The organism is Alicyclobacillus macrosporangiidus CPP55, from assembly GCF_000702485.1.
In the GTDB taxonomy this organism is placed as follows: Bacteria; Bacillota; Bacilli; order Alicyclobacillales; family Alicyclobacillaceae; genus Alicyclobacillus_H; species Alicyclobacillus_H macrosporangiidus_B.
Map to the genome: position 1 here is coordinate 2157591 of NZ_JNIL01000001.1, position 24579 is coordinate 2182169.

At 62.7% G+C, this 24579-nt stretch carries 41 protein-coding genes; 1 reads left to right on the forward strand and 40 read right to left on the reverse strand.

From position 1 onward, the window contains the following. The first annotated feature begins 52 nt into the window (after positions 1-52). On the forward strand, positions 53-709 hold the full coding sequence (gerD, locus tag N687_RS0110700) for a spore germination lipoprotein GerD (RefSeq protein WP_156040115.1): 657 nt from the start codon (positions 53-55) through the stop codon (positions 707-709). A 52-nt stretch (positions 710-761) separates the two neighbouring features. On the opposite strand, the gene N687_RS0110705 is transcribed toward gerD, so the two are convergent. From N687_RS0110705 to rpsG, 40 genes are all read right to left on the reverse strand, one after another. Beyond that, the gene (locus N687_RS0110705; RefSeq protein WP_029421845.1) at positions 762-1841 is read right to left on the reverse strand and encodes an Mrp/NBP35 family ATP-binding protein; all 1080 of its coding nucleotides are present in this window, start codon (positions 1839-1841) and stop codon (positions 762-764) included. An 83-nt stretch (positions 1842-1924) separates the two neighbouring features. Continuing rightward, complete coding sequence (locus tag N687_RS22210; protein ID WP_051663158.1) at positions 1925-2455, reverse strand: hypothetical protein; 531 nt, start codon at positions 2453-2455, stop codon at positions 1925-1927. Continuing rightward, positions 2452-3177 carry an N-acetylmuramoyl-L-alanine amidase gene (locus tag N687_RS0110715; protein ID WP_156040116.1) on the reverse strand — a complete coding sequence of 242 codons (726 nt, stop codon included), beginning with the start codon at positions 3175-3177 and terminating at the stop codon, positions 2452-2454. Before N687_RS0110715 ends, N687_RS22210 begins: the two co-directional genes overlap by 4 nt. A 163-nt stretch (positions 3178-3340) precedes the next feature. Further along, positions 3341-3733 (reverse strand): 30S ribosomal protein S9, encoded by a 393-nt coding sequence (gene rpsI, locus N687_RS0110720; protein ID WP_029421848.1) that lies wholly within the window; start codon positions 3731-3733, stop codon positions 3341-3343. A gap of 18 nt (positions 3734-3751) precedes the next feature. Next, the gene (gene rplM / locus N687_RS0110725; protein WP_029421849.1) at positions 3752-4192 is read right to left on the reverse strand and encodes a 50S ribosomal protein L13; all 441 of its coding nucleotides are present in this window, start codon (positions 4190-4192) and stop codon (positions 3752-3754) included. Positions 4193-4302: 110 nt separating this feature from the next. Beyond that, a complete protein-coding gene (gene truA / locus N687_RS0110730) occupies positions 4303-5046 on the reverse strand; it encodes a tRNA pseudouridine(38-40) synthase TruA (protein WP_029421850.1) in 744 nt (247 codons plus the stop codon). A 32-nt stretch (positions 5047-5078) separates the two neighbouring features. Then, positions 5079-5441 (reverse strand): 50S ribosomal protein L17, encoded by a 363-nt coding sequence (gene rplQ / locus N687_RS0110735; protein WP_029421851.1) that lies wholly within the window; start codon positions 5439-5441, stop codon positions 5079-5081. 72 nt (positions 5442-5513) lie between these two features. After that, positions 5514-6452: a DNA-directed RNA polymerase subunit alpha gene (locus tag N687_RS0110740; protein WP_029421852.1), complete on the reverse strand. Its 939-nt coding sequence runs from the start codon at positions 6450-6452 to the stop codon at positions 5514-5516. A gap of 168 nt (positions 6453-6620) precedes the next feature. Next, positions 6621-7247, reverse strand: a complete 627-nt coding sequence (gene rpsD, locus N687_RS0110745; RefSeq protein ID WP_029421853.1) for a 30S ribosomal protein S4 — start codon at positions 7245-7247, stop codon at positions 6621-6623. Positions 7248-7350: 103 nt separating this feature from the next. Continuing rightward, positions 7351-7764 (reverse strand): 30S ribosomal protein S11, encoded by a 414-nt coding sequence (rpsK, locus tag N687_RS0110750; protein ID WP_029421854.1) that lies wholly within the window; start codon positions 7762-7764, stop codon positions 7351-7353. Positions 7765-7819: 55 nt separating this feature from the next. After that, positions 7820-8188, reverse strand: a complete 369-nt coding sequence (gene rpsM / locus N687_RS0110755; protein ID WP_029421855.1) for a 30S ribosomal protein S13 — start codon at positions 8186-8188, stop codon at positions 7820-7822. 137 nt (positions 8189-8325) lie between these two features. Continuing rightward, positions 8326-8439 (reverse strand): 50S ribosomal protein L36, encoded by a 114-nt coding sequence (rpmJ, locus tag N687_RS0110760; RefSeq protein ID WP_029421856.1) that lies wholly within the window; start codon positions 8437-8439, stop codon positions 8326-8328. Between the two features lie 95 nt (positions 8440-8534). After that, a complete protein-coding gene (gene infA, locus N687_RS0110765; protein WP_029421857.1) occupies positions 8535-8753 on the reverse strand; it encodes a translation initiation factor IF-1 in 219 nt (72 codons plus the stop codon). Continuing rightward, positions 8731-9036, reverse strand: a complete 306-nt coding sequence (locus N687_RS0110770; protein ID WP_231493458.1) for a hypothetical protein — start codon at positions 9034-9036, stop codon at positions 8731-8733. The genes infA and N687_RS0110770 overlap by 23 nt, the downstream gene beginning before the upstream one ends. Positions 9037-9084: 48 nt before the next feature. Then, on the reverse strand, positions 9085-9735 hold the full coding sequence (locus tag N687_RS0110775) for an adenylate kinase (RefSeq protein WP_029421859.1): 651 nt from the start codon (positions 9733-9735) through the stop codon (positions 9085-9087). Between the two features lie 24 nt (positions 9736-9759). Then, positions 9760-11043, reverse strand: coding sequence for a preprotein translocase subunit SecY (secY, locus tag N687_RS0110780; RefSeq protein WP_029421860.1), 1284 nt, complete (start codon positions 11041-11043; stop codon positions 9760-9762). Then, positions 11044-11487: a 50S ribosomal protein L15 gene (rplO, locus tag N687_RS0110785; RefSeq protein WP_029421861.1), complete on the reverse strand. Its 444-nt coding sequence runs from the start codon at positions 11485-11487 to the stop codon at positions 11044-11046. A 19-nt stretch (positions 11488-11506) separates the two neighbouring features. After that, positions 11507-11698, reverse strand: coding sequence for a 50S ribosomal protein L30 (gene rpmD, locus N687_RS0110790; protein WP_029421862.1), 192 nt, complete (start codon positions 11696-11698; stop codon positions 11507-11509). Positions 11699-11709: 11 nt separating this feature from the next. Then, positions 11710-12207 carry a 30S ribosomal protein S5 gene (gene rpsE, locus N687_RS0110795; protein ID WP_029421863.1) on the reverse strand — a complete coding sequence of 166 codons (498 nt, stop codon included), beginning with the start codon at positions 12205-12207 and terminating at the stop codon, positions 11710-11712. Between the two features lie 20 nt (positions 12208-12227). Further along, entirely contained in the window at positions 12228-12596 is a 369-nt protein-coding gene (gene rplR / locus N687_RS0110800; RefSeq protein WP_029421864.1) for a 50S ribosomal protein L18, read from the reverse strand. A 30-nt stretch (positions 12597-12626) separates the two neighbouring features. After that, the gene (gene rplF / locus N687_RS0110805) at positions 12627-13166 is read right to left on the reverse strand and encodes a 50S ribosomal protein L6 (RefSeq protein WP_029421865.1); all 540 of its coding nucleotides are present in this window, start codon (positions 13164-13166) and stop codon (positions 12627-12629) included. Positions 13167-13193: 27 nt separating this feature from the next. After that, on the reverse strand, positions 13194-13592 hold the full coding sequence (gene rpsH / locus N687_RS0110810; RefSeq protein ID WP_029421866.1) for a 30S ribosomal protein S8: 399 nt from the start codon (positions 13590-13592) through the stop codon (positions 13194-13196). 33 nt (positions 13593-13625) lie between these two features. Then, positions 13626-13811: a type Z 30S ribosomal protein S14 gene (locus N687_RS0110815; protein ID WP_029421867.1), complete on the reverse strand. Its 186-nt coding sequence runs from the start codon at positions 13809-13811 to the stop codon at positions 13626-13628. A gap of 35 nt (positions 13812-13846) precedes the next feature. After that, positions 13847-14389 carry a 50S ribosomal protein L5 gene (gene rplE, locus N687_RS0110820; RefSeq protein ID WP_029421868.1) on the reverse strand — a complete coding sequence of 181 codons (543 nt, stop codon included), beginning with the start codon at positions 14387-14389 and terminating at the stop codon, positions 13847-13849. Between the two features lie 25 nt (positions 14390-14414). Continuing rightward, positions 14415-14726 carry a 50S ribosomal protein L24 gene (gene rplX, locus N687_RS0110825; protein WP_029421869.1) on the reverse strand — a complete coding sequence of 104 codons (312 nt, stop codon included), beginning with the start codon at positions 14724-14726 and terminating at the stop codon, positions 14415-14417. Between the two features lie 54 nt (positions 14727-14780). Continuing rightward, the gene (gene rplN / locus N687_RS0110830; RefSeq protein ID WP_029421870.1) at positions 14781-15149 is read right to left on the reverse strand and encodes a 50S ribosomal protein L14; all 369 of its coding nucleotides are present in this window, start codon (positions 15147-15149) and stop codon (positions 14781-14783) included. A gap of 41 nt (positions 15150-15190) precedes the next feature. Further along, positions 15191-15451 (reverse strand): 30S ribosomal protein S17, encoded by a 261-nt coding sequence (rpsQ, locus tag N687_RS0110835; RefSeq protein WP_029421871.1) that lies wholly within the window; start codon positions 15449-15451, stop codon positions 15191-15193. 16 nt (positions 15452-15467) lie between these two features. Then, the gene (gene rpmC, locus N687_RS0110840; RefSeq protein WP_029421872.1) at positions 15468-15665 is read right to left on the reverse strand and encodes a 50S ribosomal protein L29; all 198 of its coding nucleotides are present in this window, start codon (positions 15663-15665) and stop codon (positions 15468-15470) included. Continuing rightward, a complete protein-coding gene (gene rplP, locus N687_RS0110845; RefSeq protein WP_029421873.1) occupies positions 15655-16089 on the reverse strand; it encodes a 50S ribosomal protein L16 in 435 nt (144 codons plus the stop codon). The genes rpmC and rplP overlap by 11 nt, the downstream gene beginning before the upstream one ends. A 2-nt stretch (positions 16090-16091) precedes the next feature. Next, entirely contained in the window at positions 16092-16757 is a 666-nt protein-coding gene (gene rpsC, locus N687_RS0110850; protein ID WP_029421874.1) for a 30S ribosomal protein S3, read from the reverse strand. Between the two features lie 16 nt (positions 16758-16773). Continuing rightward, a complete protein-coding gene (gene rplV, locus N687_RS0110855; protein WP_029421875.1) occupies positions 16774-17115 on the reverse strand; it encodes a 50S ribosomal protein L22 in 342 nt (113 codons plus the stop codon). Between the two features lie 28 nt (positions 17116-17143). Further along, complete coding sequence (gene rpsS / locus N687_RS0110860; protein WP_029421876.1) at positions 17144-17425, reverse strand: 30S ribosomal protein S19; 282 nt, start codon at positions 17423-17425, stop codon at positions 17144-17146. A 100-nt stretch (positions 17426-17525) separates the two neighbouring features. Beyond that, the gene (gene rplB, locus N687_RS0110865; protein ID WP_029421877.1) at positions 17526-18356 is read right to left on the reverse strand and encodes a 50S ribosomal protein L2; all 831 of its coding nucleotides are present in this window, start codon (positions 18354-18356) and stop codon (positions 17526-17528) included. A gap of 39 nt (positions 18357-18395) precedes the next feature. After that, positions 18396-18680 carry a 50S ribosomal protein L23 gene (gene rplW, locus N687_RS0110870; RefSeq protein ID WP_029421878.1) on the reverse strand — a complete coding sequence of 95 codons (285 nt, stop codon included), beginning with the start codon at positions 18678-18680 and terminating at the stop codon, positions 18396-18398. Continuing rightward, positions 18680-19300 carry a 50S ribosomal protein L4 gene (gene rplD / locus N687_RS0110875; RefSeq protein ID WP_029421879.1) on the reverse strand — a complete coding sequence of 207 codons (621 nt, stop codon included), beginning with the start codon at positions 19298-19300 and terminating at the stop codon, positions 18680-18682. The genes rplW and rplD overlap by 1 nt, the downstream gene beginning before the upstream one ends. A 28-nt stretch (positions 19301-19328) precedes the next feature. After that, positions 19329-19958: a 50S ribosomal protein L3 gene (rplC, locus tag N687_RS0110880; RefSeq protein WP_029421880.1), complete on the reverse strand. Its 630-nt coding sequence runs from the start codon at positions 19956-19958 to the stop codon at positions 19329-19331. Between the two features lie 82 nt (positions 19959-20040). After that, entirely contained in the window at positions 20041-20349 is a 309-nt protein-coding gene (gene rpsJ, locus N687_RS0110885; RefSeq protein ID WP_029421881.1) for a 30S ribosomal protein S10, read from the reverse strand. A 327-nt stretch (positions 20350-20676) separates the two neighbouring features. Further along, complete coding sequence (tuf, locus tag N687_RS0110890; protein ID WP_029421882.1) at positions 20677-21864, reverse strand: elongation factor Tu; 1188 nt, start codon at positions 21862-21864, stop codon at positions 20677-20679. A gap of 19 nt (positions 21865-21883) precedes the next feature. Next, positions 21884-23959 (reverse strand): elongation factor G, encoded by a 2076-nt coding sequence (gene fusA / locus N687_RS0110895; RefSeq protein WP_029421883.1) that lies wholly within the window; start codon positions 23957-23959, stop codon positions 21884-21886. A 36-nt stretch (positions 23960-23995) separates the two neighbouring features. Further along, a complete protein-coding gene (gene rpsG / locus N687_RS0110900) occupies positions 23996-24466 on the reverse strand; it encodes a 30S ribosomal protein S7 (RefSeq protein WP_029421884.1) in 471 nt (156 codons plus the stop codon). Between the last annotated feature and the right edge of the window lie 113 nt (positions 24467-24579).

Below are 24579 nucleotides of genomic sequence, written 5' to 3' on the forward strand. Positions count from 1 at the left end.
CCACCACCTCGCGCATACTTCCGGTATTCCCGTGACAGTGGGGTGAGACTTCATGACCGGATCACGCGTCCGGTGGGTTCCTTTGGCCATCGCGCTGCTGCTCGGCGCGGGCTGTGGCGGCGGCATGGGTGCGGACGTCAGCGCCGCAGGCCAACAGGACTACGGCACGACCAAACAGATGGTGGTCGACATCCTCCATTCGGCGGAGGGGAGGAGCGCCATCGCCGAAGCCCTTCAGGATCCGTCGACAAAACAGAAGCTCGCCCTGTCCGAAGCGGATCTGGCGCAGGCGCTGGAAAAACAGCTGCAGAACCAAAAGAACCAATCGTTCCTGGCGCAGCAGGCCAAGGACCCGCAATTTGCGGCCACGCTGGCGAAGTCGATTCAACCCGAACTGATTCAAATGCAAAAGCAGTTGTTGAAGGACCCGCAGTACCAGAAGGACATGCTGGTCCTGCTCAAATCGCCCGAGTTCTCGCAGCACCTCCAAGACCTGATGCAGACACCCGAATTTCGAGGCCAAATCATGAAGGTGATGACGGACGCCCTGCAGACGCCGTCCTTCCGAACGCAGTTTGAGGACGCCCTCAAGCGTGCGGTCGCCGACTCCATCCAGCAGATGGGCGCCAAAACCGGTCAGGGCCAGAATGAAGGCGGTCAAGGCGGAGGCCAGGGAGGCGGCCAGGGCGGAGGTCAGAGCGGTAGGTGAAAAAACGTCCGCCTCCGGGCAGGCGGACGTTGTTTGGTGTCGGATCGGGGGTTCAACGGGACGCCGCGGCAGCTGCCAGCCCCGCCCGGTCAATGACCCGGCGAGCCAACTGGCGGTATGCCTCGCCCTGAGGCGTGTCGTCCGCAAAGAGTGCGCGGCTGCCGCCCGACAAATCGGCGACAGGGATCTCGGCCAACAGTTCGGTGCGCAGCGCCTCAGCCACGTGCCGGCCGCCGTCCCGGCCGAACAAATACGTCTTCTCTCCGCAGCACGGGCAGACGAAGTAGGAGAGGTTTTCGACCACACCGACGATCTCATGGTTGGTCCGCAAACCCATCACGCCGGCGCGCACGGCGACCTCCGCAGCGTTGGCCTGCGGTGTCGTCACGATCAACTCTTTGCTCTTCGGCAACAGTTGATGGACGTCGAGCGCGATGTCGCCGGTGCCGGGAGGGAGATCGAGCAACATCACGTCCAGGTCGCCCCAGTGGACTTCCCCGAAGAAATTCCTGAGCATTTTCCCGAGCATCGGCCCGCGCCACACCACCGGTTGATTCTCCGGCACGAAGAAATGCATGGAGATCAATTTGACGCCGTTGACTTCAATCGGCAGGATGAGGTCGTTGATCACCGTCGGTTTGCGCTCTGCGATCCCAAAGATGCTTGGGATGCTGAAGCCGTAGATATCCGCGTCCACCAATCCGACGCGGAGGCCTTCCCGAGCCAACGCACGAGCCAAATTGGCCGTCACGGTCGACTTCCCGACGCCCCCTTTGCCGGACGCCACAGCCAGGAAGGTGACGCCGCTGTCGGGCTGAAGCAACGGCGGGAGGGTCTGGGGTTCCTTGCCTCCACGCAGTTTCGCTGCGAACTGGGCGCGTTGTTCGTCACTCATGGTCCCGATGACCACCTCGACATCCCGCACGCCTTCCAAGGCCAAGAGGCGCTCCCGCACCGACCGCTCAATGGTCGTCCGGAGCGGACAGCCGGTGACGGTCAACAGCACCTCCACTTCCACGCGATCCCCGTCCACCTCGATCCGCTTCACCATATCCAAATCGACGATACTTCTATGCACTTCAGGGTCTTCGACGTCACGGAGCGTGTCCAGAATCTGCTCCTTGGTGACCATGTGACCCTCGCCCCCTTTGGCAGCCTGACATTCCCTCTCAGTGTACATCATGGAGTGAACCCTTGCCAAACCGCAATCCACGGTTACCCGCCTGGGAGTCGCTGGGTGGCCTCCCCGGTGTCGCGCAGGATCGCGTACGTGAAACGTCCGGAGGCCATCCAGGTCACCGTAAAGGGTTGCGGGTCGGATGCTGCAGGTCCGGCGACCCACACGGACTGTCCTGGTCTGAGCTCGAAAGGCGGGTGCTGAAGCGGGTGCGTCGTGGTTACGTCGGTCGGCGGCTGCAGGCCGATGGCAAGCACCGGGAGTTTCTCCCCGCTCCAACTGTAGACGTGGACATTGGACAGGGTGGAGGAGGACGCGTTCGTCAACCGGTAGACAGGATGATCCTGCCAGACCCAGTTCGTGCGCTGCAGCGTCAATCGAGGCGGGGGCGTATCCGCGGCCACCGCGGGGCGGGCGTCCCGCACCTCGGAGGAGTTGTCGAAGAGGTCGTACAGTCCCCAGGCGGCGATGGCGGTGCAGAGCGCGGCCCCGATGCTCGCCAGGGTCCCGGCCGCCGGGCGGGATCGCTGCCGCGGACGCCCGATGAATCGCCCACGCCGTCGCCTCATGACGGGTCATCTGTCGGCGTGCCGAAGTACTCAAGCAGCGCCGTGTAGATCGCCAACGCGACCGCCTCTTGATAGCCGTTCTGAACCAGGTGGTAGGCCTCGTCCGGATTCGACAAGAATCCGATCTCCGCCAGGACAGCAGGCCCGTCGATGCGTTTGAGGAGGTACAGCGTGCTCATGTCCTCCGCCTCCCGCTTGGTGGGCAACAATTGTTGTCGGAAATGGTCCTGCATGATCTTGGCCAGCCGTTCCCCTTCCGGATTGCCGTCCATGTAGATCGTCTGCGCCCCGCGCCAGGCTGGGGAGGGGGCGCTGTTGCAGTGAATGCTGACGAAGGCGTCCGGGTCGTGGGATTGGACAAAACGCGTGCGATTCCGGAGATCCGATTGATGTCGCCTCCGCTGGGCAGTGTCTTCATCGGAGGCGAGATCGTCGTCGCTGGTACGGGTCAAGTGCACGTCGGCCCCCGCTTGCCGCAGCAACTCGGCCACCTTCAGCGCGACGGCCAGCGTCACGGTCTTCTCCACTTCCCCGTTGACCCCCTTGGCACCTCCGTCCGGTCCTCCGTGCCCGGCATCGATCACGATGGTCCGCCCAACCAACCCAGGTTCCGCCGCATACGCGATCCCGCCGGACCCGCAGGGCAGCGCCCAAACGGCGAACGCGCACATGGCTGCCGCCAATTGGCACTTTGCACGAAGGCCCGTCCGTCTTCCACCCAAGGGTCAACACCTCGCTCGGTCGTGTTGTCCCCATAAAGTCTACGCAAGCCTCGCGTGCGTCATGTGCGTAAAAAAGCGGCACGCGGTGCCATACCAGCACTTCGTGCCGCTTGCTTGGTCCCTGTGAGACGCCCGCGCCGCCGATGTCGCTGTGGCGTCCAGCTCAGCGCTTCGAGAACTGAGGTGCGCGGCGAGCCGCCTTGAGGCCGTACTTCTTGCGTTCCTTCATCCGCGCGTCGCGAGTCAGCAGTCCGGCCTTCTTCAGGACCGGGCGCAGGTTCGGATCGACCTTGAGCAGCGCCCGCGCAATCCCGTGGCGGATGGCGCCTGCCTGCCCTGAGATGCCGCCCCCGTACACGTTCACGTATACGTCATAACGGCCAAGCGTGTCCGTCAGCAGAAGCGGTTGCTTCACAATCAGCCGCAGCGTTTCCAATCCGAAGTAGTCGTTGACGTCACGCCGGTTCACCACAATCTTGCCGTCACCAGGCAACAGGCGCACGCGAGCAACGGAATGCTTGCGGCGGCCCGTGCCAAGATATTGGAGCTGTGCCATGGCAGAGTCCCTCCTCCGTTAGTTGCTCGCAGATTCCCAAGGAATCGGCTGCTGGGCCTGATGCGGATGATTTGGTCCGGCGTACACCTTCAGCTTGGTCAACTGCTTGCGGCCCAACGAGTTGTGCGGCAGCATGCCGCGCACGGCGTTGAACAACACGCGCTCCGGGTGCGTCTTCAAGAGGTCGATCGCCCGGATCTCTTTCAACCCGCCCGGATATCCGGAGTGACGGCGATAGATCTTCTTGTGGAGCTTGTTGCCGCTGAACACCACCTTGTCGGCGTTCACGACGACCACAAAATCGCCGGTGTCCACGTGCGGGGTGAACTCCGGTTTATGCTTGCCGCGGAGAATGGACGCGATCTCGGACGCCAAACGCCCGACGCGTTTGCCGGACGCGTCGATCACGTACCACTTGCGTTCCACGGCGTTTGGCTTCGCCATATACGTCGTCCGCATGGGTGTCCCTCCTGAATTTCGTCTATCCAGCTTGTCGTTGCATGTTCACTGTAACGGGGCAGTGGGTAAAAAACACTAAAATATATCCTATAACACGCCTGGCCGCGTGGTCAAGACGACGTTTCATAATCCACGTCCCAAAGCGTCAGGCCCTTCGCGGGCGCCGTTCGCCCGGCGCATCGCCGGTCGCGCGCAGCGAGGATCTCCGTGATGGGACGGTTCAGGCGCCCGAGCCCGATGTCGACGAGCGTTCCCACGATGATGCGGACCATGTACTGGAGAAAGCCGTTTCCCGTACAGTAGATATCCAGATAGGTCCCGCGCTGCTCCAACCGCAGTTCGTAGATCACCCGCCGCTTGTCTTCCACCGGCGTGGCGGCGGCGCAGAAGCTGGTGAAATCGTGCTCCCCCACCAACTGCTGCGCCGCGTCGCGCATGCGCGCCAAGTCCAGGGCGGCGGGTTCGTGCCACGCGTAGCGGTGCGTGAACACGTCGGGCACCCGCGCCTGCTGGATGGTGTAGCGGTACGTCTTGCGCTTGGCCGAGAAGCGGGCGTGGAAGTCGTCCGGTGCCAGCTCCGCATGAATCGGAATCAGATCGCCGGGCAGCAGTCTGCTGAGCACATAGGGGTACCGCTCGGGAGCGGGACCGCGATCCTGCTCCCAATGCACCACCTGAGCGCGCGCATGCACCCCGGCGTCAGTTCGTCCGGACCCCTCGACTTCCACCGGGTGTCCGAGCACGCGGGCCAGCGCGTCCTCCAAGGTTCCCTGGACTGTCCGCAAGCCGCGCTGCCGCGCGAAGCCATGAAAATCCGTTCCGTCGTACGCAATCCTCATCCGGATCTTGGGCATCGCCGACCCCATCCCGGTGAGCTGACCACCGCTCAGACCAGCTCGATGATCACCATCGGCGCGGCGTCTCCGCGGCGCGGGCCGACCTTGATGATGCGCGTGTAGCCTCCATTGCGGTCCTTGAACCGCGGAGCCAAATCGTCGAACAGCTTCTGAATGACGTTCTTGGTGCCTTCTTCGTCAACCATCTCTTTGCGGACATATGCCGCCACCTGACGGCGCGCGTGCAGATCCCCGCGCTTCGCCAACGTGATCATCTTGTCCGCGATCTTGCGCAGTTCCTTGGCTTTCGCCTCGGTGGTCTCAATGCGCTCGTACAGCAACAGATCCGTCACGAGACTGCGGAACAACGCCTTCCGCGCCCCTGTCGGACGTCCCAACTTTCGGTACGGCACTGCATTCCCCTCCTCTGCAAAACATCACCGGGCCGACGCAGGGAAGCGCACCGCCCCCCATCCACGGCCTGTCTATTCTTCCTGCCGGAGCGACAATCCCAACGCGGAGAGTTTCTCCACGACCTCTTCCAAGGATTTGCGGCCGAGGTTGCGGACCTTCATCATCTCTTCCTCCGTCCGCGAACACAGTTCACCGACGGTGTTGATGCCCGCACGTTTCAGGCAGTTGTAGGACCGCACCGACAGATCCAGCTCCTCAATCGGCATGTCGAGCGTCTTGTCCGCGACCGCGTCCTCTTTTTCAACCATGATGTCCGTCTCTTTGCCCTGATCCGTCAAGCCGACGAAAAGTTGAAGGTGTTCGGCCAGGATCCGGGCCGCGATGCTCACGGCTTCCTCCGGTGCGATGCTCCCGTCGGTCCAAACCTCGAGGGTCAGTTTGTCGTAGTCGGTGACCTGGCCGACGCGGGTGTTCTCGACCTGGAAGTTCACGCGTGTGATCGGAGAGTAGATGGAGTCAATCGGTATGACGCCGATCTCCTGATCCGGGTCTTTGTTCCGATCCGCCGACACATAGCCACGGCCTCGGCCTGCCCTCAGTTCCGCGTACAGGCGCCCTCCTTCGGTCAGCGTGGCGATGTGCAGATCCGGATTGACGATGTCCACGTCCGAATCTGCGCGGATGTCTCCCGCTTTGACCTCGCCCCTGCCCTCCGCGTCGATGACCAGCACCTTTTCTTCATCGGAATGAATCTTGAGCGAGAGCCGCTTGAGATTGAGGATGATTTCCGTGGTGTCCTCGACCACCCCAGGGATCGTCGAGAACTCGTGCAGCACGCCCTCGATTTTGACCGACCGCACCGCCGCCCCCGGGATCGACGACAGCAGGATGCGCCTGAGCGAATTCCCGAGCGTCGTGCCGTACCCACGCTCCAGCGGCTCGACGACGAACCGCCCGAACGTCGGGCTGGCGTCCACGACCTCAATCCTCGGCTTCTCAATTTCGATCATCCGTAACCCTCCTCGCTACGCGGACCTGTACGGCGGTCCGGGCGCCGCTGGGCGGAGGCAGCCTCCGGCCGCGGCCGAGCGGTGATGCGGCGCACACCGGTCGCAGGCCCACACCAGGTCCATGCTGTGCGGCTCAACCGGCCTCAGGCTCCCCGCCTCGCGCCGGCGTTAACGCGAGTAGTGTTCAACAATCAGCTGCTCCGCGACCGGCGTGTCGATCTCGTCGCGCGCCGGCAAACGGACGACGCGGCCCTGCTTGTTCGCCAGATCCAACTCCAGCCAAGCCGGAATGGTCCGCGACTCCGCATTCTCGAGCAGGGTCTTGATCCGCTCCAACTGCTGGCTCTTCTCGCGGATCTGGATCACGTCTCCCGGCTTGGTCAGGTACGACGGGATGTCGACACGCCGCCCGTTGACCAGGAAGTGGCCGTGGCGGACCAACTGGCGCGCCTCGGCCCGCGACGCGGCGAAGCCCAGGCGGTACACCACGTTGTCCAAGCGGCTCTCGAGGATCTGCAGGAGATTTTCACCCGTCACGCCCTGGCGCCGGGCCGCTTCGTCGTAATACGCTTCAAACTGCTTTTCCAACACGCCGTAGTAGCGGCGAGCCTTCTGCTTCTCGCGCAGCTGCAGACCGTACTCGGACGTCCGTTTGCGGCCCTGGCCGTGCTGACCTGGCGGAAACGGCCGCCGGTCAATGGCGCACTTGTCGCTGAAGCAGCGCTCACCTTTGAGGTACAGTTTGACGCCTTCGCGCCGGCAAAGGCGGCAAACCGGTCCGGTATATCTTGCCATTCTAGTGTTGACACCTCCAGTTTCATCTATACCCCTGATCCGCGTAAAACGGGGAAATCAGGGCATACTGATCCGTTCCAACTCATCTCAGCGCAGGCTTCTCTCAGACACGGCGGCGCTTCGGCGGCCGGCAGCCGTTGTGCGGGATCGGCGTCACGTCGCGGATGCCGCTGACCTCGAGCCCTGCAGCCTGCAGCGACCGAATCGCGGCCTCGCGGCCCGCGCCCGGCCCCTTGACCTGGACCTCGACCGTCTTCATGCCGTGTTCCATCGCCGCCCGAGCCGCCGCCTCCGCCGCCATCTGGGCCGCGAACGGCGTGCTCTTGCGGGATCCCTTGAAGCCGACGTTCCCTGCGGACGACCACGCGATCACGTTGCCCGCCGGGTCGGTGATGCTGACGATCGTGTTGTTGAATGTCGACTTGATGTGGGCGATACCCGCCTCGACGTTTTTGCGATCCCGCCGGCGCGTCCGCGTGACAGTACCCGCCTGGCCCTTGCGTTGTGCCTTCGCCATTCATCCATCCTCCTCGTTCAAACCTCAACCGTATCCCGAAGCCGCTCGCGCAGCCTTACTTCTTCTTGCCAGCCACCGTACGGCGCGGGCCTTTGCGCGTGCGCGCATTGGTCTTTGTGCGCTGGCCGCGCACCGGCAGGCCGCGGCGGTGGCGAATGCCCCGGTAGCAGCCGATCTCCATCAGCCGCTTGATGTTCAGCGCGATCTCACGGCGGAGATCGCCTTCCACCTTGACGTTCTTGTCGATGTAATCGCGCAGACGGACGACTTCGTCCTCCGACAGGTCGCGCACCCGGGTGTCCGGGTTGATCCCGGTCGCCGCCAGGATCTTGTTCGCAGTGGTCCGGCCGATGCCAAAGATGTAGGTCAGGCCGATCTCCACCCGTTTATCACGCGGCAGGTCAACGCCAGCGATACGAGCCATGTCTTCACTCCACCTCCGAGAGGTTCATCACATCTATCGAAAACACGGTTCAGACCCAAAGGCAGCCGCTGCTGAACCGTGATCGCACACGTGTACCACGCAGGCCCGCAGGGCCGGCGGAGACAGGCGCCTCCACCTCAACCCTGGCGCTGCTTGTGCTTCGGGTTTTCACAGATGATCATCACGGTACCCTTCCGGCGGATGACCTTGCACTTCTCGCACATCGGCTTCACCGAAGGCCGCACTTTCACGGCAAACCCTCCTCGCATGCGGAGGCCGGCGCGGTGCGCCGATACCTCCTCATTCCGCTATCATAACGGATTGTCCCGGTGCAAGCCAGTTTTACTTACTTGTACCGGTACGTAATTCTACCACGGGTCAAGTCGTACGGCGACAATTCCACCGTCACCCGGTCGCCGGGCAGGATCTTGATGTAGTGCATCCGGATCTTGCCCGACACATGCGCCAACACCTTGTGCCCGTTGTCGAGTTCGACCCGAAACATGGCATTCGGCAACGGTTCGATGACCGTGCCTTCCACCTCAATCACGTCGTCCTTCGCCACCTGGCTGGCCCCCTTCCTTCACCGCTTCACCGGCTTCGGCGATCTGCTCCTGGTACCGGCGCAAAGCATGCCGCAGACGTGCATTGGTGACTTTACCCTGTTCCCGCAGTTCTTCCACCACTTCGAGTGCGATGTACGGTGTGGTGCGCACGTGTGCCACATTCTTCTTTTTCGCCTTGTCGACCTTCCGTTTATCCCCATCAGCCACAATCACGAACCGATCCGGGACGTGACCGATGACGACGCACAGCAGACCGGCGTCACGGCCTCGTGTGACCTCCACGACACGCCCTATCTCAGGTAAAGACCTCGACATGCCCCCACCTCAACTTCAGCCGCGCAGTTCGAGCAGGATCCGCTTGATGTCGGCGTACACCTGGTCAATGGACTGCAGTCCATCCACCTGCCGCAGCAAGCCTCGCTCGCGATAGAAATCGACCAGAGGAGCCGTTTGCTCATACTGCTCCAGGCGCGTCGCCACGGCCTCTTCGGTGTCGTCCGGACGCTGGTACAGTTCTCCGCGGCACTTGTCACAGATCCCCTCCTGCCGAGGAGGCTGGAACACGACGTGATACGTGGCCCCGCACGACCGGCAGACCCGCCGGCCGGTCAGACGGGCGAGCAACACTTCCTGCGGCACGTGGATGTACAGCACACAGTTGAGCGGCCGGCCGACCTCCGACAGCATCGCGTCGAGCGCCTCCGCCTGAGGCAGAGTACGCGGAAACCCGTCGAGCAGAAATCCGTTTTGGGTATCCGGCCGGCTCAGGCGGTCGCGTACAACCCTCACGGTCAGTGCGTCCGGAACCAGACGCCCGTTGTCCAGGTACGACTTGACCTCCATTCCCAACGGCGTGCCGGCCGCGATGGCCTCGCGGAACATGTTCCCCGTCGAGATGTGCGGGATGTGGTAGTCCGCCGTGATCCGTTCCGCCTGCGTCCCTTTGCCTGCGCCCGGGAGACCCAAAAGCATCAACCGCATTACGCATCCCTCCACGTGCGGCGGTTACCTGATGAACCCTCTGTAGTGCCGCTGCAGCAGCTGCCCTTCCATCTGCTGCAGGGTCTGCAGCGCGACCCCGACGATGATCAGCAGCGACGTCCCACCGAAGTACACCGAAGTCAGGTCAGCGCCGGACAACAGCAGGTACGGCAGCACCGAGATGATGCCGAGGAATACCGAGCCAAACACCGTGATGCGGTTGACCACGCGGATGATGTACCGCTCGGTATCCAGTCCAGGGCGTACACCCGGGATGTATCCTGCGTGCTTCTGCAGCTGCTCGGCCAACTGCTGCGGATTGATCTGCACGTGCGTGTAAAAGAACGTGAACAGGATGATCAGCACCACTTCTGCCCCGATGTAGTACAGGGAGTTGGGTGACAAGAACCGCAACACGACCTGCGCCCAGGAATGCGTCGTGAAGTACGTCGCGACGGTGTAGGGAAGCAACAACAGGGAACTCGCGAAGATCACCGGGATCACGCCGGCGGCGTTGACCTTCAGCGGGATGTGCGTCTGCTGTCCACTGTACACCGTGCGGCCCACGACGCGCTTGGCGTACTGAACCGGGATCCGCCGCTCCGCCTGCTGCACGAACACAATCACTGCAAACAGCAGGATGATGCCCGCAATCAGCAGGAGCACCTTGATGACGTTGAGAAACAGCTCATCGGGATGCGTGTAGAACCAATTTCGGTACACTTCCTGCCCGAGCTGCCCGATGCGCGCGATAATGCTGATGAAGATGAGCACGGAGATGCCGTTGCCGACCCCTTTCTCCGTGATCATCTCACCGAACCACATCAACAGCGTATCGCCGGCGGTCAAGGAGATCACGATCAACGCATACGACCACCAGTCGTTGCTGTACAACACACCCGTGCGGGAAAACTGATATGTGAAGCCCGCCGCCTGAATCAGACCAAAGGCCACCGTCAGATAGCGGGTCACCTGGGTCAGCTTGCGCCGGCCCGATTCGCCTTCTTTCTGCCATTCCTCAAACCGGGGGATCACCCCGGCCTGCAACAGTTGTACGATGATGGATGCCGTGATGTACGGCATCACACTCATCGCAAAGATGGAAAACCGGTAAAACGCGCCGCCGGAAAACATGTTCAACAGGTCGAACAGCGCGTTGCTGCCCTGGCCGGCCATCAGCGCTTGCACGTTGATCCCAGGCACCGGGATATAGGTCCCGATGCGGTAGACGGCGATCACCATCAAGGTGAACAGGATCCGTTTGCGCAAGTGCTTCAGGCGCCACAGATTGGCAATGGTCGTGAGCACTTAGATCACCTCGGCGGTGCCGCCGGCCGCCTCGATCTTCTCCTTCGCCGAACCGGAGTACGCGTGCGCACGCACCGTCAACTTGACGTTGAGGTCCCCATTGCCGAGCACTTTCACGCCGTCCAGCAGCTCCCGGACCAGCCGGCGCTCAAGCAGCAGTTCCGGCGTGACCACCGTGCCTTCCGGAAAGTCGTTGAGCTGCTCGACGTTGACAATCGCATACTCCTTGGTGAACCGGGCATTGCTGAATCCGCGCTTTGGAATGCGGCGGAACAGCGGCGTCTGACCGCCTTCGAACCCGGGTCGCACACCGCCGCCCGAGCGCGCCCACTGACCCTTCTGGCCGCGGGTGGACGTCTTTCCGTGACCCGAGCTCGTGCCACGGCCGACGCGTTTGCGTTCACGCCGAGCGCCCTTCGGAGACTTCAGCTCGTGAATCTGCACACCCGACACCCCCTCTGAATTACTCCCCGTCGACAACTTTGACGTCGACCAAGTGTTTGATCCGGTCTACCATCCCGCGGATCACCGGGGTATCCTCATGCACCACCGTCTGATGCATCTTGCGCAAGCCGAGCGCCACCGCGGTCCTGCGCTGTTTCTCCGGGCGTCCGACGGGACTGTGCACCAGCGTGATCGCCAACTTCTGCGCCATCGTCAGCCCTCCTAACCGAGCAGTTCCTCAACGGTCTTGCCGCGCAAACGCGCCACTTCCTCCGCACGCTTGAGCTGCTTCAGCGCGTCGATTGTCGCGTGCACCATGTTGATGGGATTGTTCGAACCGAGCGACTTGGTCGCGATATCCTTGATGCCCGCCAGCTCGAGCACCGCGCGGACCGGTCCGCCCGCGATGACACCGGAACCTGCCGGCGCCGGCTTCAGAAGAACCTTGCCTGCGCCAAAGTGACCGATCACTTCATGCGGAATCGTGGTCCGTTTCATCGGCACGTGAATCAGGTGTTTCTTCGCGTCCTCGATGCCCTTGCGAATCGCGTCCGGAACCTCCGCCGCCTTGCCGAGGCCCGCGCCGACGTAGCCATTACCGTCGCCGACGACCACCAGCGCGGAGAAGGAGAACCGCCGGCCTCCCTGCACGACCTTCGCGACGCGGTTCACGGAGACGACTTTCTCCGACAGCTCCAGTTGGTTCGGATCAATGCGCACAGAGACACCATCCTTTCCGTTCAGAATTCAAGTCCGGCTTCGCGCGCCGCGTCTGCCAGCGCCTGCACGCGCCCGTGGTACAGATATCCGCCGCGGTCAAAGACGACCGACTTGACACCTTTCTCCAACGCCCGCTTCGCCACCAGCTCGCCCACCTTGCGGGCAGCCTCGACCGTGGCCCCGTTCTCCACCTCTCCGCGCAGCTCCTTGTCGAGCGTCGAGGCGCTCGCCAAGGTGTGCCCGTGCTCATCGTCAATCACCTGCGCGTAGATGTGCTTGTTCGAACGGTACACGTTCAACCGCGGGCGCGCCGGGGTGCCCTCGATGCGCTTGCGCACCCGCAGGTGCCGGCGCTTCCGGGCCAGGTTGCGGTCTTCCTTGTTGATCATCCCGGGTCACTCCCTTCTCACGCTGCCAGATTACTTCTTGCCGGTCTTGCCGACCTTGCGACGCACGACCTCGTCCACGTAGCGGATGCCCTTGCCCTTGTACGGCTCCGGCTTCCGGATAGCACGAACCTTGGCTGCGTAGATGCCGACCTTTTCTTTGTCGATACCCTTGATCACCAGGCGGTTTGCCGCCGGGACCTCAATCTCGATGCCCTCGTCGGGCGTCAGCACCACCGGGTGCGAAAACCCGAGGGACAGCGTCACCGTGTTCCCGGACTTCGTCGCGCGGTATCCGACGCCGACGAGCTCCAGGCTTTTGCTGAATCCGTTCGTCACGCCCTCCACCATGTTTGCGATCACGCTGCGGGTCGTGCCGTGAAGGCTGCGGTGCAGCTTCTCGTCGCTCGGGCGCTCCACCACGATCTGCTGCCCGTCGACGGTCACCTTCATATCCGGGTGCAGCGTCCGCGTGAGGGTGCCTTTCGGCCCTTTGACCGTCAGCACGTTGCCCTCCTGGCGGACCTCCACGCCGGCCGGAATCGGGATCGGCTTCTTACCAATGCGGGACATGCGCACACCTCCATTCGTACCCGCCTGTTACCAGACGTAGCAGATGACCTCTCCGCCCACGCCCAGCTTACGCGCTTCCTTATCCGTCATGACGCCCTTCGACGTCGATAGGATGGCGATTCCCAGACCGCCGAGTACCCGCGGGATATTCTCGTGATCGACATACACCCGCAGGCCCGGCTTGCTGATCCGCTTCAGCCCGGTGATGACGCGCTCCTGACCCTTGCCGTACTTCAGGAACACGCGGATGATCCCCTGCTTGTCGTCGGGGATGAACTCCGCGTCACGGATGAACCCTTCGCGCTTCAGGATCTCCGCGATGGCCCGCTTCATCTTCGACCCCGGGATCTCGACCTTGTCGTGACCCACCAGGTTGGCATTGCGGATCCGGGTCAGCATATCAGCAATCGGGTCTGTCATGGTCATGTGTCAGAGACCTCCTTCCGTGCGAAACCTGAATTACCAACTCGCCTTTTTCACGCCCGGCAACTGGCCCTTGTACGCCAGGTTGCGGAAGCAGATGCGGCAGATGCCGAACTTGCGCAGCACGGAATGGGGCCGGCCGCAGATGCGGCAGCGCGTGTACGCGCGGGTGCTGAACTTCGGCTTCCGGGCCGCCTTGACGATCAACGACTTCTTGGCCACGCTTATCCCCCCTCGTCCACCGAGTGGCTCGTTTCTCACGCGTGCCGGAACGGCATTCCCATCAAGGTCAACAGCTCTCGCGCCTCTTCATCCGTGTCCGCCGTGGTGACGACGACCACTTCCATACCACGCACTTTGTCGACCTTGTCATAGTCGATCTCCGGGAAAATCAACTGCTCGCGCAGACCCAGGGTATAGTTGCCGCGGCCGTCGAACGCCTTCGGCGAAACCCCGCGGAAGTCACGCACTCGCGGCAGGGCGATGTTCATCAACTTGTCGAGGAAGTGGAACATCCGCTCGCCACGCAGGGTCACCTTCACGCCGATCGGCATGCCCTGGCGCACCCGGAACTGCGCGATCGATTTCTTCGCCCGCGTCACCACCGGCTTCTGGCCGGTGATGGCTGTCAGGTCCGCCACCGCCGAGTCGATGGCCTTCGGATTCTGGACCGCCTCGCCGAGGCCCATGTTGACGACGACCTTCTCAATCCGAGGGACCTGCATCACGGACTTGTAATTGAACTTCTTCATCAGCTCGGGTACAACCTGATTGCGGTACCGCTCAGCCAAACGGGACACAGCCTTTCCTCCTTTCACCTGGCTACTAGTCGATCACTTCGCCAGACTTTTTCGCGTAACGGACCTTCGTCCCGTCCTCCAAGAACTTGTATCCAATCCGGGTCGGCTCCCCCGTCTTGGGATCGGCCAACATCAGGTTGGAGACGTGGATCGGCGCCTCTTTCTCGATGATGCCGCCCTCCGGGTTGGCCGGATTTGGCTTCGTGTGCCGCTTGACAATATTGACACCCTGCACCAGTGCGCGCTGCTCCTTCGGGAACACCGCCAGCACCGTGCCGGTCTTTTTCTTGTCTTTGCCGGCGATCACAACGACTTTATCGCCTTTCTTGATGTGCAGCTTGGGCACGCTTCGACACCTCCTCGCAGTGCCGCCGCCTCCTGCGCCTCCTGATCAGAGAACCTCGGGGGCGAGCGAAATGATCTTCATGAAGTCCCGGTCGCGCAACTCGCGCGCCACAGGGCCGAAAATGCGCGTGCCGCGCGGGCTCTTGTCTTCACGGATGATGACGGCCGCGTTCTCGTCAAACCGGATGTACGATCCGTCCGGCCGACGCAGCCCCCGCTTGCTGCGCACGATCACCGCCTTCACCACGTCGCCCTTTTTGACAACGCCGCCGGGTGTTGCACTTTTGACGGAAGCGACGATGATGTCTCCGATGTTGGCGGTCTTGCGGTTGGAACCGCCCAGCACGCGGAAGCACATGATTTCCTTCGCGCCCGTGTTGTCGGCGACGACCAGCCTTGTCTGCGGTTGAATCACGGGAGTGGCCTCCTTTCTCTACAAGTCCGATCTCCGCTCGGTCAGACCACGACCGCCTTCTCGATGATCTCGACCAAACGCCAGCGCTTCTCCTTGCTCAGCGGGCGCGTCTCCATGATGCGCACGACGTCTCCGACCTTCGCCTCATTGCGCTCGTCGTGGGCCTTGAACTTCTTCGTCCGGCGCATGGTCTTCCCGTACAGACGGTGCTTCACATGCTCCTCGACCGCCACGACGATGGTTTTGTCCATCTTGTCGCTGACGACCTTGCCGACGAGCACCTTGCGTTCGTTCCGTTCCACCTTCGCAACCCCCTTCTCAGCCGATTCCGAGCTCGCGCTGCTTGAGAATCGTCTTCGCGCGCGCGATGTCCTTGCGCACTTGGCGGATCCGCATCGGGTTCTCCAACTGCCCGGTCGCCAGCTGGAACCGGAGGTTGAACAACTCATCCTTCAGCTGCTCGATGCGGTTCTGGATCTCCTCGGTCGTCAGGCTGCGCAGTTCGTTAGCTTTCATCAGCCTCACCACCCACTTCATCCCGACGTACGAACTTCGTCTTGATCGGCAGTTTGTGCGCGGCCAGCCGCATCGCCTCCCGCGCGACTTCCTCCGACACGCCCGCCAACTCGAACAGGATCCGGCCCGGCTTCACCACGGCGACCCACTTCTCCGGAGACCCTTTGCCGCTGCCCATACGCGTCTCGGCCGGCTTCTGGGTCACTGGCTTGCTCGGAAAGATCTTGATCCACACCTTGCCGCCGCGGCGGATGTAACGCGTCATCGCGATACGCGCCGCCTCAATCTGGCGGTTCGTCACCCACGCGGGTTCCAGGGCCTGCAAACCGTATTCGCCAAAGGTGACTGTGTTGCCACCCTTGGACATCCCTTTCATCCGTCCCCGGTGCTCCTTGCGATGCTTGACCCGCTTCGGCATCAACATGGTTATTTGCCTCCTTCCTCAGCGCCCTTCCGAGACCGCTGCGGCAGCACCTCGCCGCGGTAGATCCACACCTTCACCCCGATGCGCCCATAGGTCGTGTGCGCCTCCGCCAGGGCGTAATCCACGTCTGCCCGCAGCGTGTGCAGCGGCACCGTCCCCTCGGCATACCCTTCTGTCCGCGCGATCTCCGCGCCGCCGAGACGCCCGGACACCTTCACGCGGATCCCTTTGGCGCCCGCGCGCATCGTGCGCTGAATCGCTTGCTTCATCGCGCGGCGGAACGACACCCGGCGCTCCAGCTGGCTGGCGATGTTCTCGGCGACCAACTGCGCGGAGAGATCGGGCTGCTTGATCTCCGAGATGGAGATGTGCACCCGCTTGCCGGTCAATGCGCTCAACTGGTTCCGCAGCGCGTCGACCTCTTGGCCGCCCTTGCCGATCACCATTCCCGGCTTCGCGGTATTGATGATGATGTGGATGCGGTTGGCCGCCCGTTCGATGTCCACCGACGCCACCGCCGCGTCCTTCAGCCGCTTAAAGATGAAATCGCGGATGCGCAGGTCCTCATGCAGCAGGTCCTGGTAGTTCTTCTTGTCCGCATACCAACGGGACTCCCAATCGCGGATGATGCCGATCCGAAGACCGACCGGATTGACCTTTTGACCCATGCGGCTTCATCCCTCCTCACTTTTCCGCCACGACGACGGTGATGTGGCTCGTCCGTTTCATGATGCTGTACGCGCGCCCCTGTGCGCGAGGATGGTAGCGTTTCAGGGTCGGACCCGGATCCACCCAGATCTCCTTCACGTACAGGCGGTTGACGTCCATGTTGTGGTTGTTCTGGGCGTTGGCCACTGCGGACCGAAGCACCTTGTCCACCACCGGGGACGCTCCGCGCGGGGTCATCTTCAGAATCGCGAACGCCTCCTGGATCCGCTTGCCGCGGATCAGGTCCACCACCAAGCGCACCTTGCGCGGCGCGATGCGGATGTACTTGGCGCGTGCGCGTGTCTCCGTCGCTGCCATCGGAACCCCTCCTTCCTAGCTGCCTCCATCAGCGAGCCCGGGACGCCTTCTCGTCTCCGGCGTGGCCCTTGAACGTCCGCGTCGGAGCGAACTCTCCCAGCTTGTGACCGACCATGTCCTCCGTCACGTACACCGGAACGTGCTTGCGACCGTCGTGCACGGCGAACGTGTGACCGACGAACTGCGGAAAAATCGTCGAACGGCGGGACCAGGTCTTGATGACCCGCTTGTCGCCCGTCTTATTCAAGGCCTCCACCTTTTTCAACAGGTAGCTGTCGCAAAACGGCCCTTTCTTCAAAGAACGGCCCATTCAGAAAACCTCCTTCCCCAATCGTGTTGTGGCCGCCTCCGCCCGAGCCCACCCGCCCGAGCGGGGCGGACACCGGTATCGCGCGTCCCTTCCCGGCGGGTCACTTCTTGCGCCGGCGGACGATGTACTTGTCGGTGGGGTGATTCCGTTTGCGCGTCTTCTTGCCCAAGGTCGGCTTGCCCCACGGGGACATCGGCGATTTGCGGCCTACTGGCGCACGGCCCTCACCACCGCCGTGCGGGTGATCGACCGGGTTCATGACGACACCGCGGACCGTCGGCCGACGGCCGAGCCAGCGGGATCGGCCCGCCTTGCCAAGGTTGATATTCTCGTGATCCAGATTGCCCACCTGGCCCACAGTGGCGCGGCACTCCAGGCGCACCAACCGCATCTCGCCGGAACCCAGCCGGATGGTTGCGTAGTCGCCTTCCTTTGCCATGACCTGCGCCGCGGCGCCCGCTGCACGTGCCAGCTGGCCGCCTTTACCCGGCTTCAGCTCGATGTTGTGGACCACCGTACCGACCGGGATGTTCGCCAAAGGCAACGCATTCCCCGGTCGGATGTCGGCGTCCGGGCCGGACATCACCACGTCGCCCACCTTCAAACCGAGCGGGGCGATGATGTAGCGCTTCTCGCCGTCCGCGTAGAACAACAGCGCAATCCGCGCGGACCGGTTCGGGTCGTATTCAATGGTCGCAACCTTGGCCGGCACGCCATCTTTGTTGCGTTTGAAATCGATGATGCGGTACATCCGCTTGTGTCCGCCGCCCCGGTGGCGGACCGTGATCTTCCCCTGATGGTTGCGGCCCGCCCGCTTCGGCAGCGGTTCAAGCAGCGACTTCTCCGGCTCGTCCGTCGTGATCTCCTCGAACGTGGAGACCGACATGAACCGGCGCCCCGGGGAGGTCGGGCGGTATTTTTTGATGCTCACCGGGATAACCTCCTTTTGCTGCGATGACCGTACAAAGGATCAGCTGTTGAACAGCTCGATCGGCTTGGAGTCCTCCGTCAACTTCACGATGGCCTTCTTGCGCTCCGGCGTGCGGCCGACAAACCGTCCCACCCGCTTCTGCTTGCCAGGCACGCGCATGGTGTTGACCTGCTCGACCTTGACGCCGAACAGTTTCTCCACCGCCTGCCGGATCTCCGTCTTGTTGGCCCTGCGGTCCACCTCAAACACGTACTTGCGCTCTTCCATGAGCTCGGTCGTACGCTCCGTGATGATGGGACGCTTGATGAGATCGCGCGGATCCATTACGCGAACACCTCCTGTACCTTGGCCACCGCATCGCGGGTGAGGACCAGGTGGTCATGCCGGAGGATTTCGTAGACGTTCACGGCGTTTGCCGGGACGTACGTCACGCCCGGAATGTTGCGGAGGGAGAGCTCGGCGTTCTGCTGCTTCTCCGCATCCACAATGAGCGCCTTCTCCAGATTCAGGCGGCGCAGCATCGCCACCATCGGTTTCGTCTTGATTTCGGGGACCCGCAGCTCATCCAGCACGATCAGCTTGCCGCCGTCCACCTTCGAGGTCAACGCGCTGTAAAGCGCCTGACGCCGGACCTTCTTGGGAACGCGGAACGCGTAGCTGCGCGGTTTCGGACCAAACACGACGCCGCCACCCTTCCACTGTGGCGCGCGAATGCTGCCCTGCCGCGCACGGCCGGTGCCCTTCTGGCGCCACGGCTTGCGTCCGCCGCCTCGGACCTCGGACCGCCCCTTGACCTTGTGCGTGCCGCGACGCTGGTTCGCCAGGTACGACAACACCACCTGATGCATCAGGTCCGGCCGGACTGGCGCCGCGAACAGCCGTTCATCCAGCTCAATCTCGCCGACCTGCGCTCCGTCCATGTTGTAAACCGCTACTTTCGGCATCCGTCTGCCTCCTTTCCAACCGTCTCGGTCACTTCGTCCGTTTCTTCGCGGCCCGCACCGTCACGAACGAGTTGCGCGGTCCCGGAACCGAGCCCTTGATCAACAGCAGGTTGCGCTCCGCGTCCACACGGACGACCTGCAGGTTCTGCACCGTGCAGCGCTCACCGCCCATGCGGCCCGCCATCGTCTGTCCCTTGAACACGCGGTTCGGCGCAATGGAACCCAGGGACCCCACGCCGCGGTGGTACTTCGAGCCGTGGGACATCGGGCCGCGTGCCTGGTTGTGGCGTTTGATGGGCCCTGTGTAACCCTTGCCCTTCGACGTGCCGATCACGTCGACGAATTCGCCAGGCTCAAACACATCCGGGCCCAACTGCTGCCCGACCTCGTATTCATCCACATTCACACCGCGCAGTTCGCGCACATAGCGTTTCGGCGCCGTGTTCGCCTTCTGCGCATGACCCTGTTCGGGCTTGGTCGCGCGGTTCGGCTTCTTGTCCGCAAAGCCCAACTGAATGGCGTCGTAGCCATCCGTGGACACCCGTTTCTTTTGCAATACCACACAGGGGCCTGCTTCGATCACGGTGACCGGAATCACGGCACCGTCTTCGTCGAACACCTGGGTCATGCCCAGCTTGCGCCCCAGGATGCCTTTCATGGCCGCACCTCCTCGGAGCCGTCCTCTATCCATTACGGGTTCAAGTCAACGTACCCACGCATGTCATTTTCGCTCGTAAAAGTCACAGCTTGATCTCGATATCCACACCGGAAGGCAGATCGAGGCGCATCAGCGAATCCACGGTCTGCGGCGTCGGATTGACGATGTCGATCAAGCGCTTGTGCGTCCGCATCTCGAACTGCTCCCGCGAATCCTTGTATTTGTGCGGGGCCCGCAGGATGGTGATCACCTGCTTGTCGGTAGGCAACGGCACGGGGCCATGCACCTGGGCACCCGACCGCTTCGCCGTCTCCACGATCTTCTCGGCCGACTGGTCGAGGATCTTGTGGTCGAACGCCTTCAGCCGGATGCGGATTTTTTGCTTCGCCATATGTTTCCCTCCTTCTTCGCCCATTGTTTGGACATACTCCGCAGAAATTCTCCTCAGTGGTGCCCCATATGGCCGAGGGCACATGAGCAACCTTCTGCCTCATCGCTGTCAGAGACCAACAGCCGATATTGTACTAGACACAGCGGGAAAACACAAGGCAAAAGTTTAACAGGTGGGGGCGTCGCGGTCCGCTTGTGCGCTTAAGCGAGCCGCTCCGCGCAACACCCCCACCTGAAAGAAAGGCTGCCGGAAACCCGGCAGCCGGCAGCGAACGCTATGTTTCCTGCTTTACGGTCCGTCCCAGCCCAAAACCAAGCTGGCTGCGACTTACTTCGTGATGGCGGTGACCACACCCGCACCGACCGTGCGGCCACCCTCGCGAATCGCGAAACGCGTGCCCTCTTCCAACGCGATCGGCGAGATCAGCTCAACGTCCATCGTCACGTTGTCGCCGGGCATTACCATCTCCGTGCCCTCCGGCAGCTTGACGACGCCGGTGACGTCCGTCGTGCGGAAGTAGAACTGCGGGCGATAGCCGTTGAAGAACGGGGTGTGTCGGCCGCCCTCTTCCTTCGTAAGCACGTACACCTCGGCCTTGAACGTGGTGTGCGGCTTGATGGAGCCAGGCTTCACGAGCACCTGTCCGCGCTCCACATCCTTGCGGTCCACGCCGCGGAGCAGCGCGCCGATGTTGTCACCGGCCACCGCCTGATCGAGCAGCTTGCGGAACATCTCCACGCCCGTGACGACCGTCTTGCGCGTCTCGTCCGCCAATCCGACGATCTCGACTTCGTCGCCCACCTTCAGGGTACCGCGCTCGACGCGGCCCGTGGCCACCGTGCCGCGGCCGGTGATGGTGAACACGTCCTCGACCGGCATCAGGAACGGCTTGTCCGTGTCGCGCTCCGGCGTCGGAATGTAGGTGTCGATGGCGTCCATGAGCTCATCGATCTTCGCCACCCACTGCGGGTCGCCCTCCAGCGCCTTCAGCGCAGAGCCGCGGATGACCGGCACCTCGTCGCCCGGGAACTCGTACTCGTTCAGCAGCTCGCGAACCTCCATCTCGACGAGCTCGAGCAGCTCCTCGTCGTCCACCATGTCGCACTTGTTCAGGAACACGACAATGTACGGGACGCCGACCTGACGGGCCAGCAAGATGTGCTCCCGCGTCTGCGGCATCGGACCGTCCGCGGCGGATACGACCAGAATGGCGCCGTCCATCTGCGCCGCGCCGGTGATCATGTTCTTCACGTAGTCGGCGTGGCCGGGGCAGTCCACGTGGGCGTAGTGACGATTGTCCGTCTCGTACTCCACGTGCGCCGTGTTGATGGTGATACCGCGCTCGCGCTCCTCCGGCGCCTTGTCGATGTCCTCGTACTTCTGCGCCTGAGCCTTCCCCTTCTGGGCCTGGATGGAGGTGATGGCCGCGGTCAGGGTCGTCTTGCCGTGGTCGACGTGGCCGATGGTGCCCACGTTGACGTGCGGCTTCGTGCGCTCGAATTTTGCCTTTGCCATGCTCAATCACTCCTTGTCCTTATTCGCCTTTGTTTTTGGCGATGATCTCCTGAGCGATGTTCTTCGGCACTTCTTCATATGAATGGAACTCCATCGAGAACGTCCCGCGGCCCTGGGTGCGGGAGCGCAGACTCGTAGAGTAACCAAACATCTCAGCCAGCGGAACGTATCCGCGGATCACGCGCGCGTTCGCCCGTTGGTCCATCCCTTCGATGCGCCCGCGGCGAGAGTTGATGTCCCCCATCACGTCGCCCATAAACTCCTCGGGCACCGTGACCTCGACCTTCATGATGGGCTCCAGCAGGACCGGGCCCGCCTTCGCCGCACCCTGTTTCAACGCCATCGAGCCCGCGATCTTGAAGGCCATTTCCGACGAGTCGACCTCGTGGTACGAACCATCGAACAATGTCGCCTTGACGTCGATCATCGGATAGCCCGCCAGCACGCCGCTGAGCATGGCTTCGCGGATCCCTTCGTCCACCGCAGGAATGTATTCCTTCGGGACGACGCCGCCCACGATCTTGTTCTCGAACTGATAACCGGCACCCCGCTCGAGGGGCTCCAGGATGATCTTGACGTGGCCGTATTGACCGCGCCCGCCCGATTGGCGGATGAACTTGCCTTCCTGCTCCACCCGCTGCGTGATGGTCTCCTTGTACGCCACCTGGGGCTTGCCGGTGTTGCACTCCACCTTGAACTCACGCCGCAGGCGGTCGACCACGATCTCCAGATGCAGCTCACCCATGCCGGCGATGATGGTCTGGCCCGTCTCCTGATCGGTCCAGGTCCGGAACGTCGGGTCCTCTTCCGCCAACTTGCTCAGCGCCAGCGCCAGCTTATCCTGGTCCGCCTTGGACTTCGGTTCGACGGAGATGTTGATCACCGGATCCGGGAACTCCATCGACTCCAGCACGACCACGTGCTTCTCGTCGCACAGCGTATCGCCCGTGGTCGTGTCCTTCAGGCCGACCGCGGCGGCGATGTCCCCGGCGTACACCATGTCGATCTCCTCGCGATGGTTCGCGTGCATCTGAACGATGCGGCCGATGCGCTCGCGTTTGCCCTTCGTCGAGTTGAGCACGTACGATCCGCTGGCGAGCGTCCCCGAGTAGACCCGGAAGTACGACAGCTTGCCGACAAACGGATCGGACATGATCTTGAACGCCAGCGCGGCGAACGGCTCGTCGTCGGAAGAACGGCGCTCCACTTCCTCGCCATCGGGCGTCCATCCCTTGATGGGCGGCACGTCGACCGGCGAGGGCAGGTAATCTACCACCGCGTCGAGCATCGGCTGCACACCCTTGTTCCGGTAGGACGACCCGCACAGCACCGGGAACAGCTGCACGGTGCAGGTGCCTTTGCGGATGGCGGCCTTCAGCTCCTCGACCGTGATCTCCTCGCCTTCGAGGTACTTCATCATGAGTTCCTCGTCGACCTCCGCCGCAGCCTCAATCAGTTCGGTGCGGTACTTCTCGACGAGCTCCTTCATGTCGGCCGGGATCTCGGTTTTCTCCGAGCGCGTCCCGAGGTCGTCCGTGTAGATGATCGCCGCCATCTCGACCAGGTCGACCATGCCGACGAAGGTATCCTCCGCGCCGATCGGCAACTGAATCGGCACCGCCTTGGCGCCCAGGCGATCGCGCATCTGCTGCACGCAGCCGAGGAAGTCTGCGCCGATGATATCCATCTTGTTCACGTAAGCGATGCGCGGTACGCCGTATTTGTCCGCCTGCCGCCACACCGTCTCGGACTGCGGCTCGACACCGCCCTTGGCGTCAAACACTCCGACGGCGCCGTCCAACACGCGCAGCGACCGCTCCACCTCGACGGTGAAGTCCACGTGACCGGGCGTGTCAATGATGTTGATGCGGTGGCCCTTCCACTGCGCGGTGGTCGCCGCGGACGTGATGGTGATGCCTCGCTCCTGCTCCTGCACCATCCAGTCCATCGTCGCAGCGCCTTCGTGTACCTCGCCGATCTTGTGGACGCGGCCGGTGTAGAACAGAATGCGCTCGGTCGTCGTCGTCTTCCCCGCGTCGATGTGGGCGATGATGCCGATGTTGCGGGTTTTCTCAAGAGGGAATTGACGTGGCAAGAAGCGACCTCCTTTCCGTCGGCATCGCGCGCCGCTTTACCACCGGTAATGGGCGAACGCCTTGTTGGCCTCAGCCATACGGTGCGTGTCCTCTTTCTTCTTCACCGCGCCGCCGGTGCCATTCGCGGCATCGATCAGCTCGCTGGCGAGCTTGTGCACCATCGTCTTCTCACCGCGCAAGCGCGCGTACTGCACCAGCCAGCGCAGACCCAGGGTGATGCGCCGGTCCGGACGGACCTCCACCGGCACCTGGTAGTTGGAACCGCCCACGCGGCGGGCCTTGACCTCCAGCACCGGCATGACGTTGCGCATCGCCTCTTCCAAAACCTCCATCGGATCCTTGTTGGTCCGCTGGCGGATCTCGTCGAACGCCGCATACACAATCCGCTGTGCGACGCCCTTCTTGCCGTCGCGCATCACCTTATTGATCAGACGGGTCACCATCTTGTTCCCGTAGATCGGGTCCGGCATGACGTCCCTGCGCGGGACGGGACCTTTTCTCGGCACGAATGTCCGCCTCCTTTCATGCTGTTCCGTTTACAATTCCACCGGCCGAACCGCCCGTCCACCATAGGTGCAGCCGGCACGGCCAGGCTCTTCTACGCTGCAGTGCAACAGCG

Bases quoted from the DNA above. Each gene is read 5' to 3' on its own strand.
- gerD (WP_156040115.1), top strand. From the start codon at position 53: ATGACCGGATCACGCGTCCGGTGGGTTCCTTTGGCCATCGCGCTGCTG.
- N687_RS0110705 (WP_029421845.1), bottom strand. From the start codon at position 1,841: ATGGTCACCAAGGAGCAGATTCTGGACACGCTCCGTGACGTCGAAGAC.
- N687_RS22210 (WP_051663158.1), bottom strand. From the start codon at position 2,455: ATGAGGCGACGGCGTGGGCGATTCATCGGGCGTCCGCGGCAGCGATCC.
- rpsI (WP_029421848.1), bottom strand. From the start codon at position 3,733: ATGGCACAGCTCCAATATCTTGGCACGGGCCGCCGCAAGCATTCCGTT.
- rplM (WP_029421849.1), bottom strand. From the start codon at position 4,192: ATGCGGACGACGTATATGGCGAAGCCAAACGCCGTGGAACGCAAGTGG.
- truA (WP_029421850.1), bottom strand. From the start codon at position 5,046: ATGCCCAAGATCCGGATGAGGATTGCGTACGACGGAACGGATTTTCAT.
- N687_RS0110740 (WP_029421852.1), bottom strand. From the start codon at position 6,452: ATGATCGAAATTGAGAAGCCGAGGATTGAGGTCGTGGACGCCAGCCCG.
- rpsD (WP_029421853.1), bottom strand. From the start codon at position 7,247: ATGGCAAGATATACCGGACCGGTTTGCCGCCTTTGCCGGCGCGAAGGC.
- rpsK (WP_029421854.1), bottom strand. From the start codon at position 7,764: ATGGCGAAGGCACAACGCAAGGGCCAGGCGGGTACTGTCACGCGGACG.
- rpsM (WP_029421855.1), bottom strand. From the start codon at position 8,188: ATGGCTCGTATCGCTGGCGTTGACCTGCCGCGTGATAAACGGGTGGAG.
- N687_RS0110775 (WP_029421859.1), bottom strand. From the start codon at position 9,735: ATGCGGTTGATGCTTTTGGGTCTCCCGGGCGCAGGCAAAGGGACGCAG.
- rpmD (WP_029421862.1), bottom strand. From the start codon at position 11,698: ATGGCGCAGAAGTTGGCGATCACGCTGGTGCACAGTCCCGTCGGACGC.
- rplR (WP_029421864.1), bottom strand. From the start codon at position 12,596: ATGATCAACAAGGAAGACCGCAACCTGGCCCGGAAGCGCCGGCACCTG.
- rplF (WP_029421865.1), bottom strand. From the start codon at position 13,166: ATGTCCCGCATTGGTAAGAAGCCGATCCCGATTCCGGCCGGCGTGGAG.
- rpsH (WP_029421866.1), bottom strand. From the start codon at position 13,592: ATGACCATGACAGACCCGATTGCTGATATGCTGACCCGGATCCGCAAT.
- rpmC (WP_029421872.1), bottom strand. From the start codon at position 15,665: ATGAAAGCTAACGAACTGCGCAGCCTGACGACCGAGGAGATCCAGAAC.
- rplP (WP_029421873.1), bottom strand. From the start codon at position 16,089: ATGTTGATGCCGAAGCGGGTCAAGCATCGCAAGGAGCACCGGGGACGG.
- rpsC (WP_029421874.1), bottom strand. From the start codon at position 16,757: ATGGGTCAAAAGGTCAATCCGGTCGGTCTTCGGATCGGCATCATCCGC.
- rplV (WP_029421875.1), bottom strand. From the start codon at position 17,115: ATGGCAGCGACGGAGACACGCGCACGCGCCAAGTACATCCGCATCGCG.
- rpsS (WP_029421876.1), bottom strand. From the start codon at position 17,425: ATGGGCCGTTCTTTGAAGAAAGGGCCGTTTTGCGACAGCTACCTGTTG.
- rplW (WP_029421878.1), bottom strand. From the start codon at position 18,680: ATGGATCCGCGCGATCTCATCAAGCGTCCCATCATCACGGAGCGTACG.
- rplD (WP_029421879.1), bottom strand. From the start codon at position 19,300: ATGCCGAAAGTAGCGGTTTACAACATGGACGGAGCGCAGGTCGGCGAG.
- rplC (WP_029421880.1), bottom strand. From the start codon at position 19,958: ATGAAAGGCATCCTGGGGCGCAAGCTGGGCATGACCCAGGTGTTCGAC.
- rpsJ (WP_029421881.1), bottom strand. From the start codon at position 20,349: ATGGCGAAGCAAAAAATCCGCATCCGGCTGAAGGCGTTCGACCACAAG.
- tuf (WP_029421882.1), bottom strand. From the start codon at position 21,864: ATGGCAAAGGCAAAATTCGAGCGCACGAAGCCGCACGTCAACGTGGGC.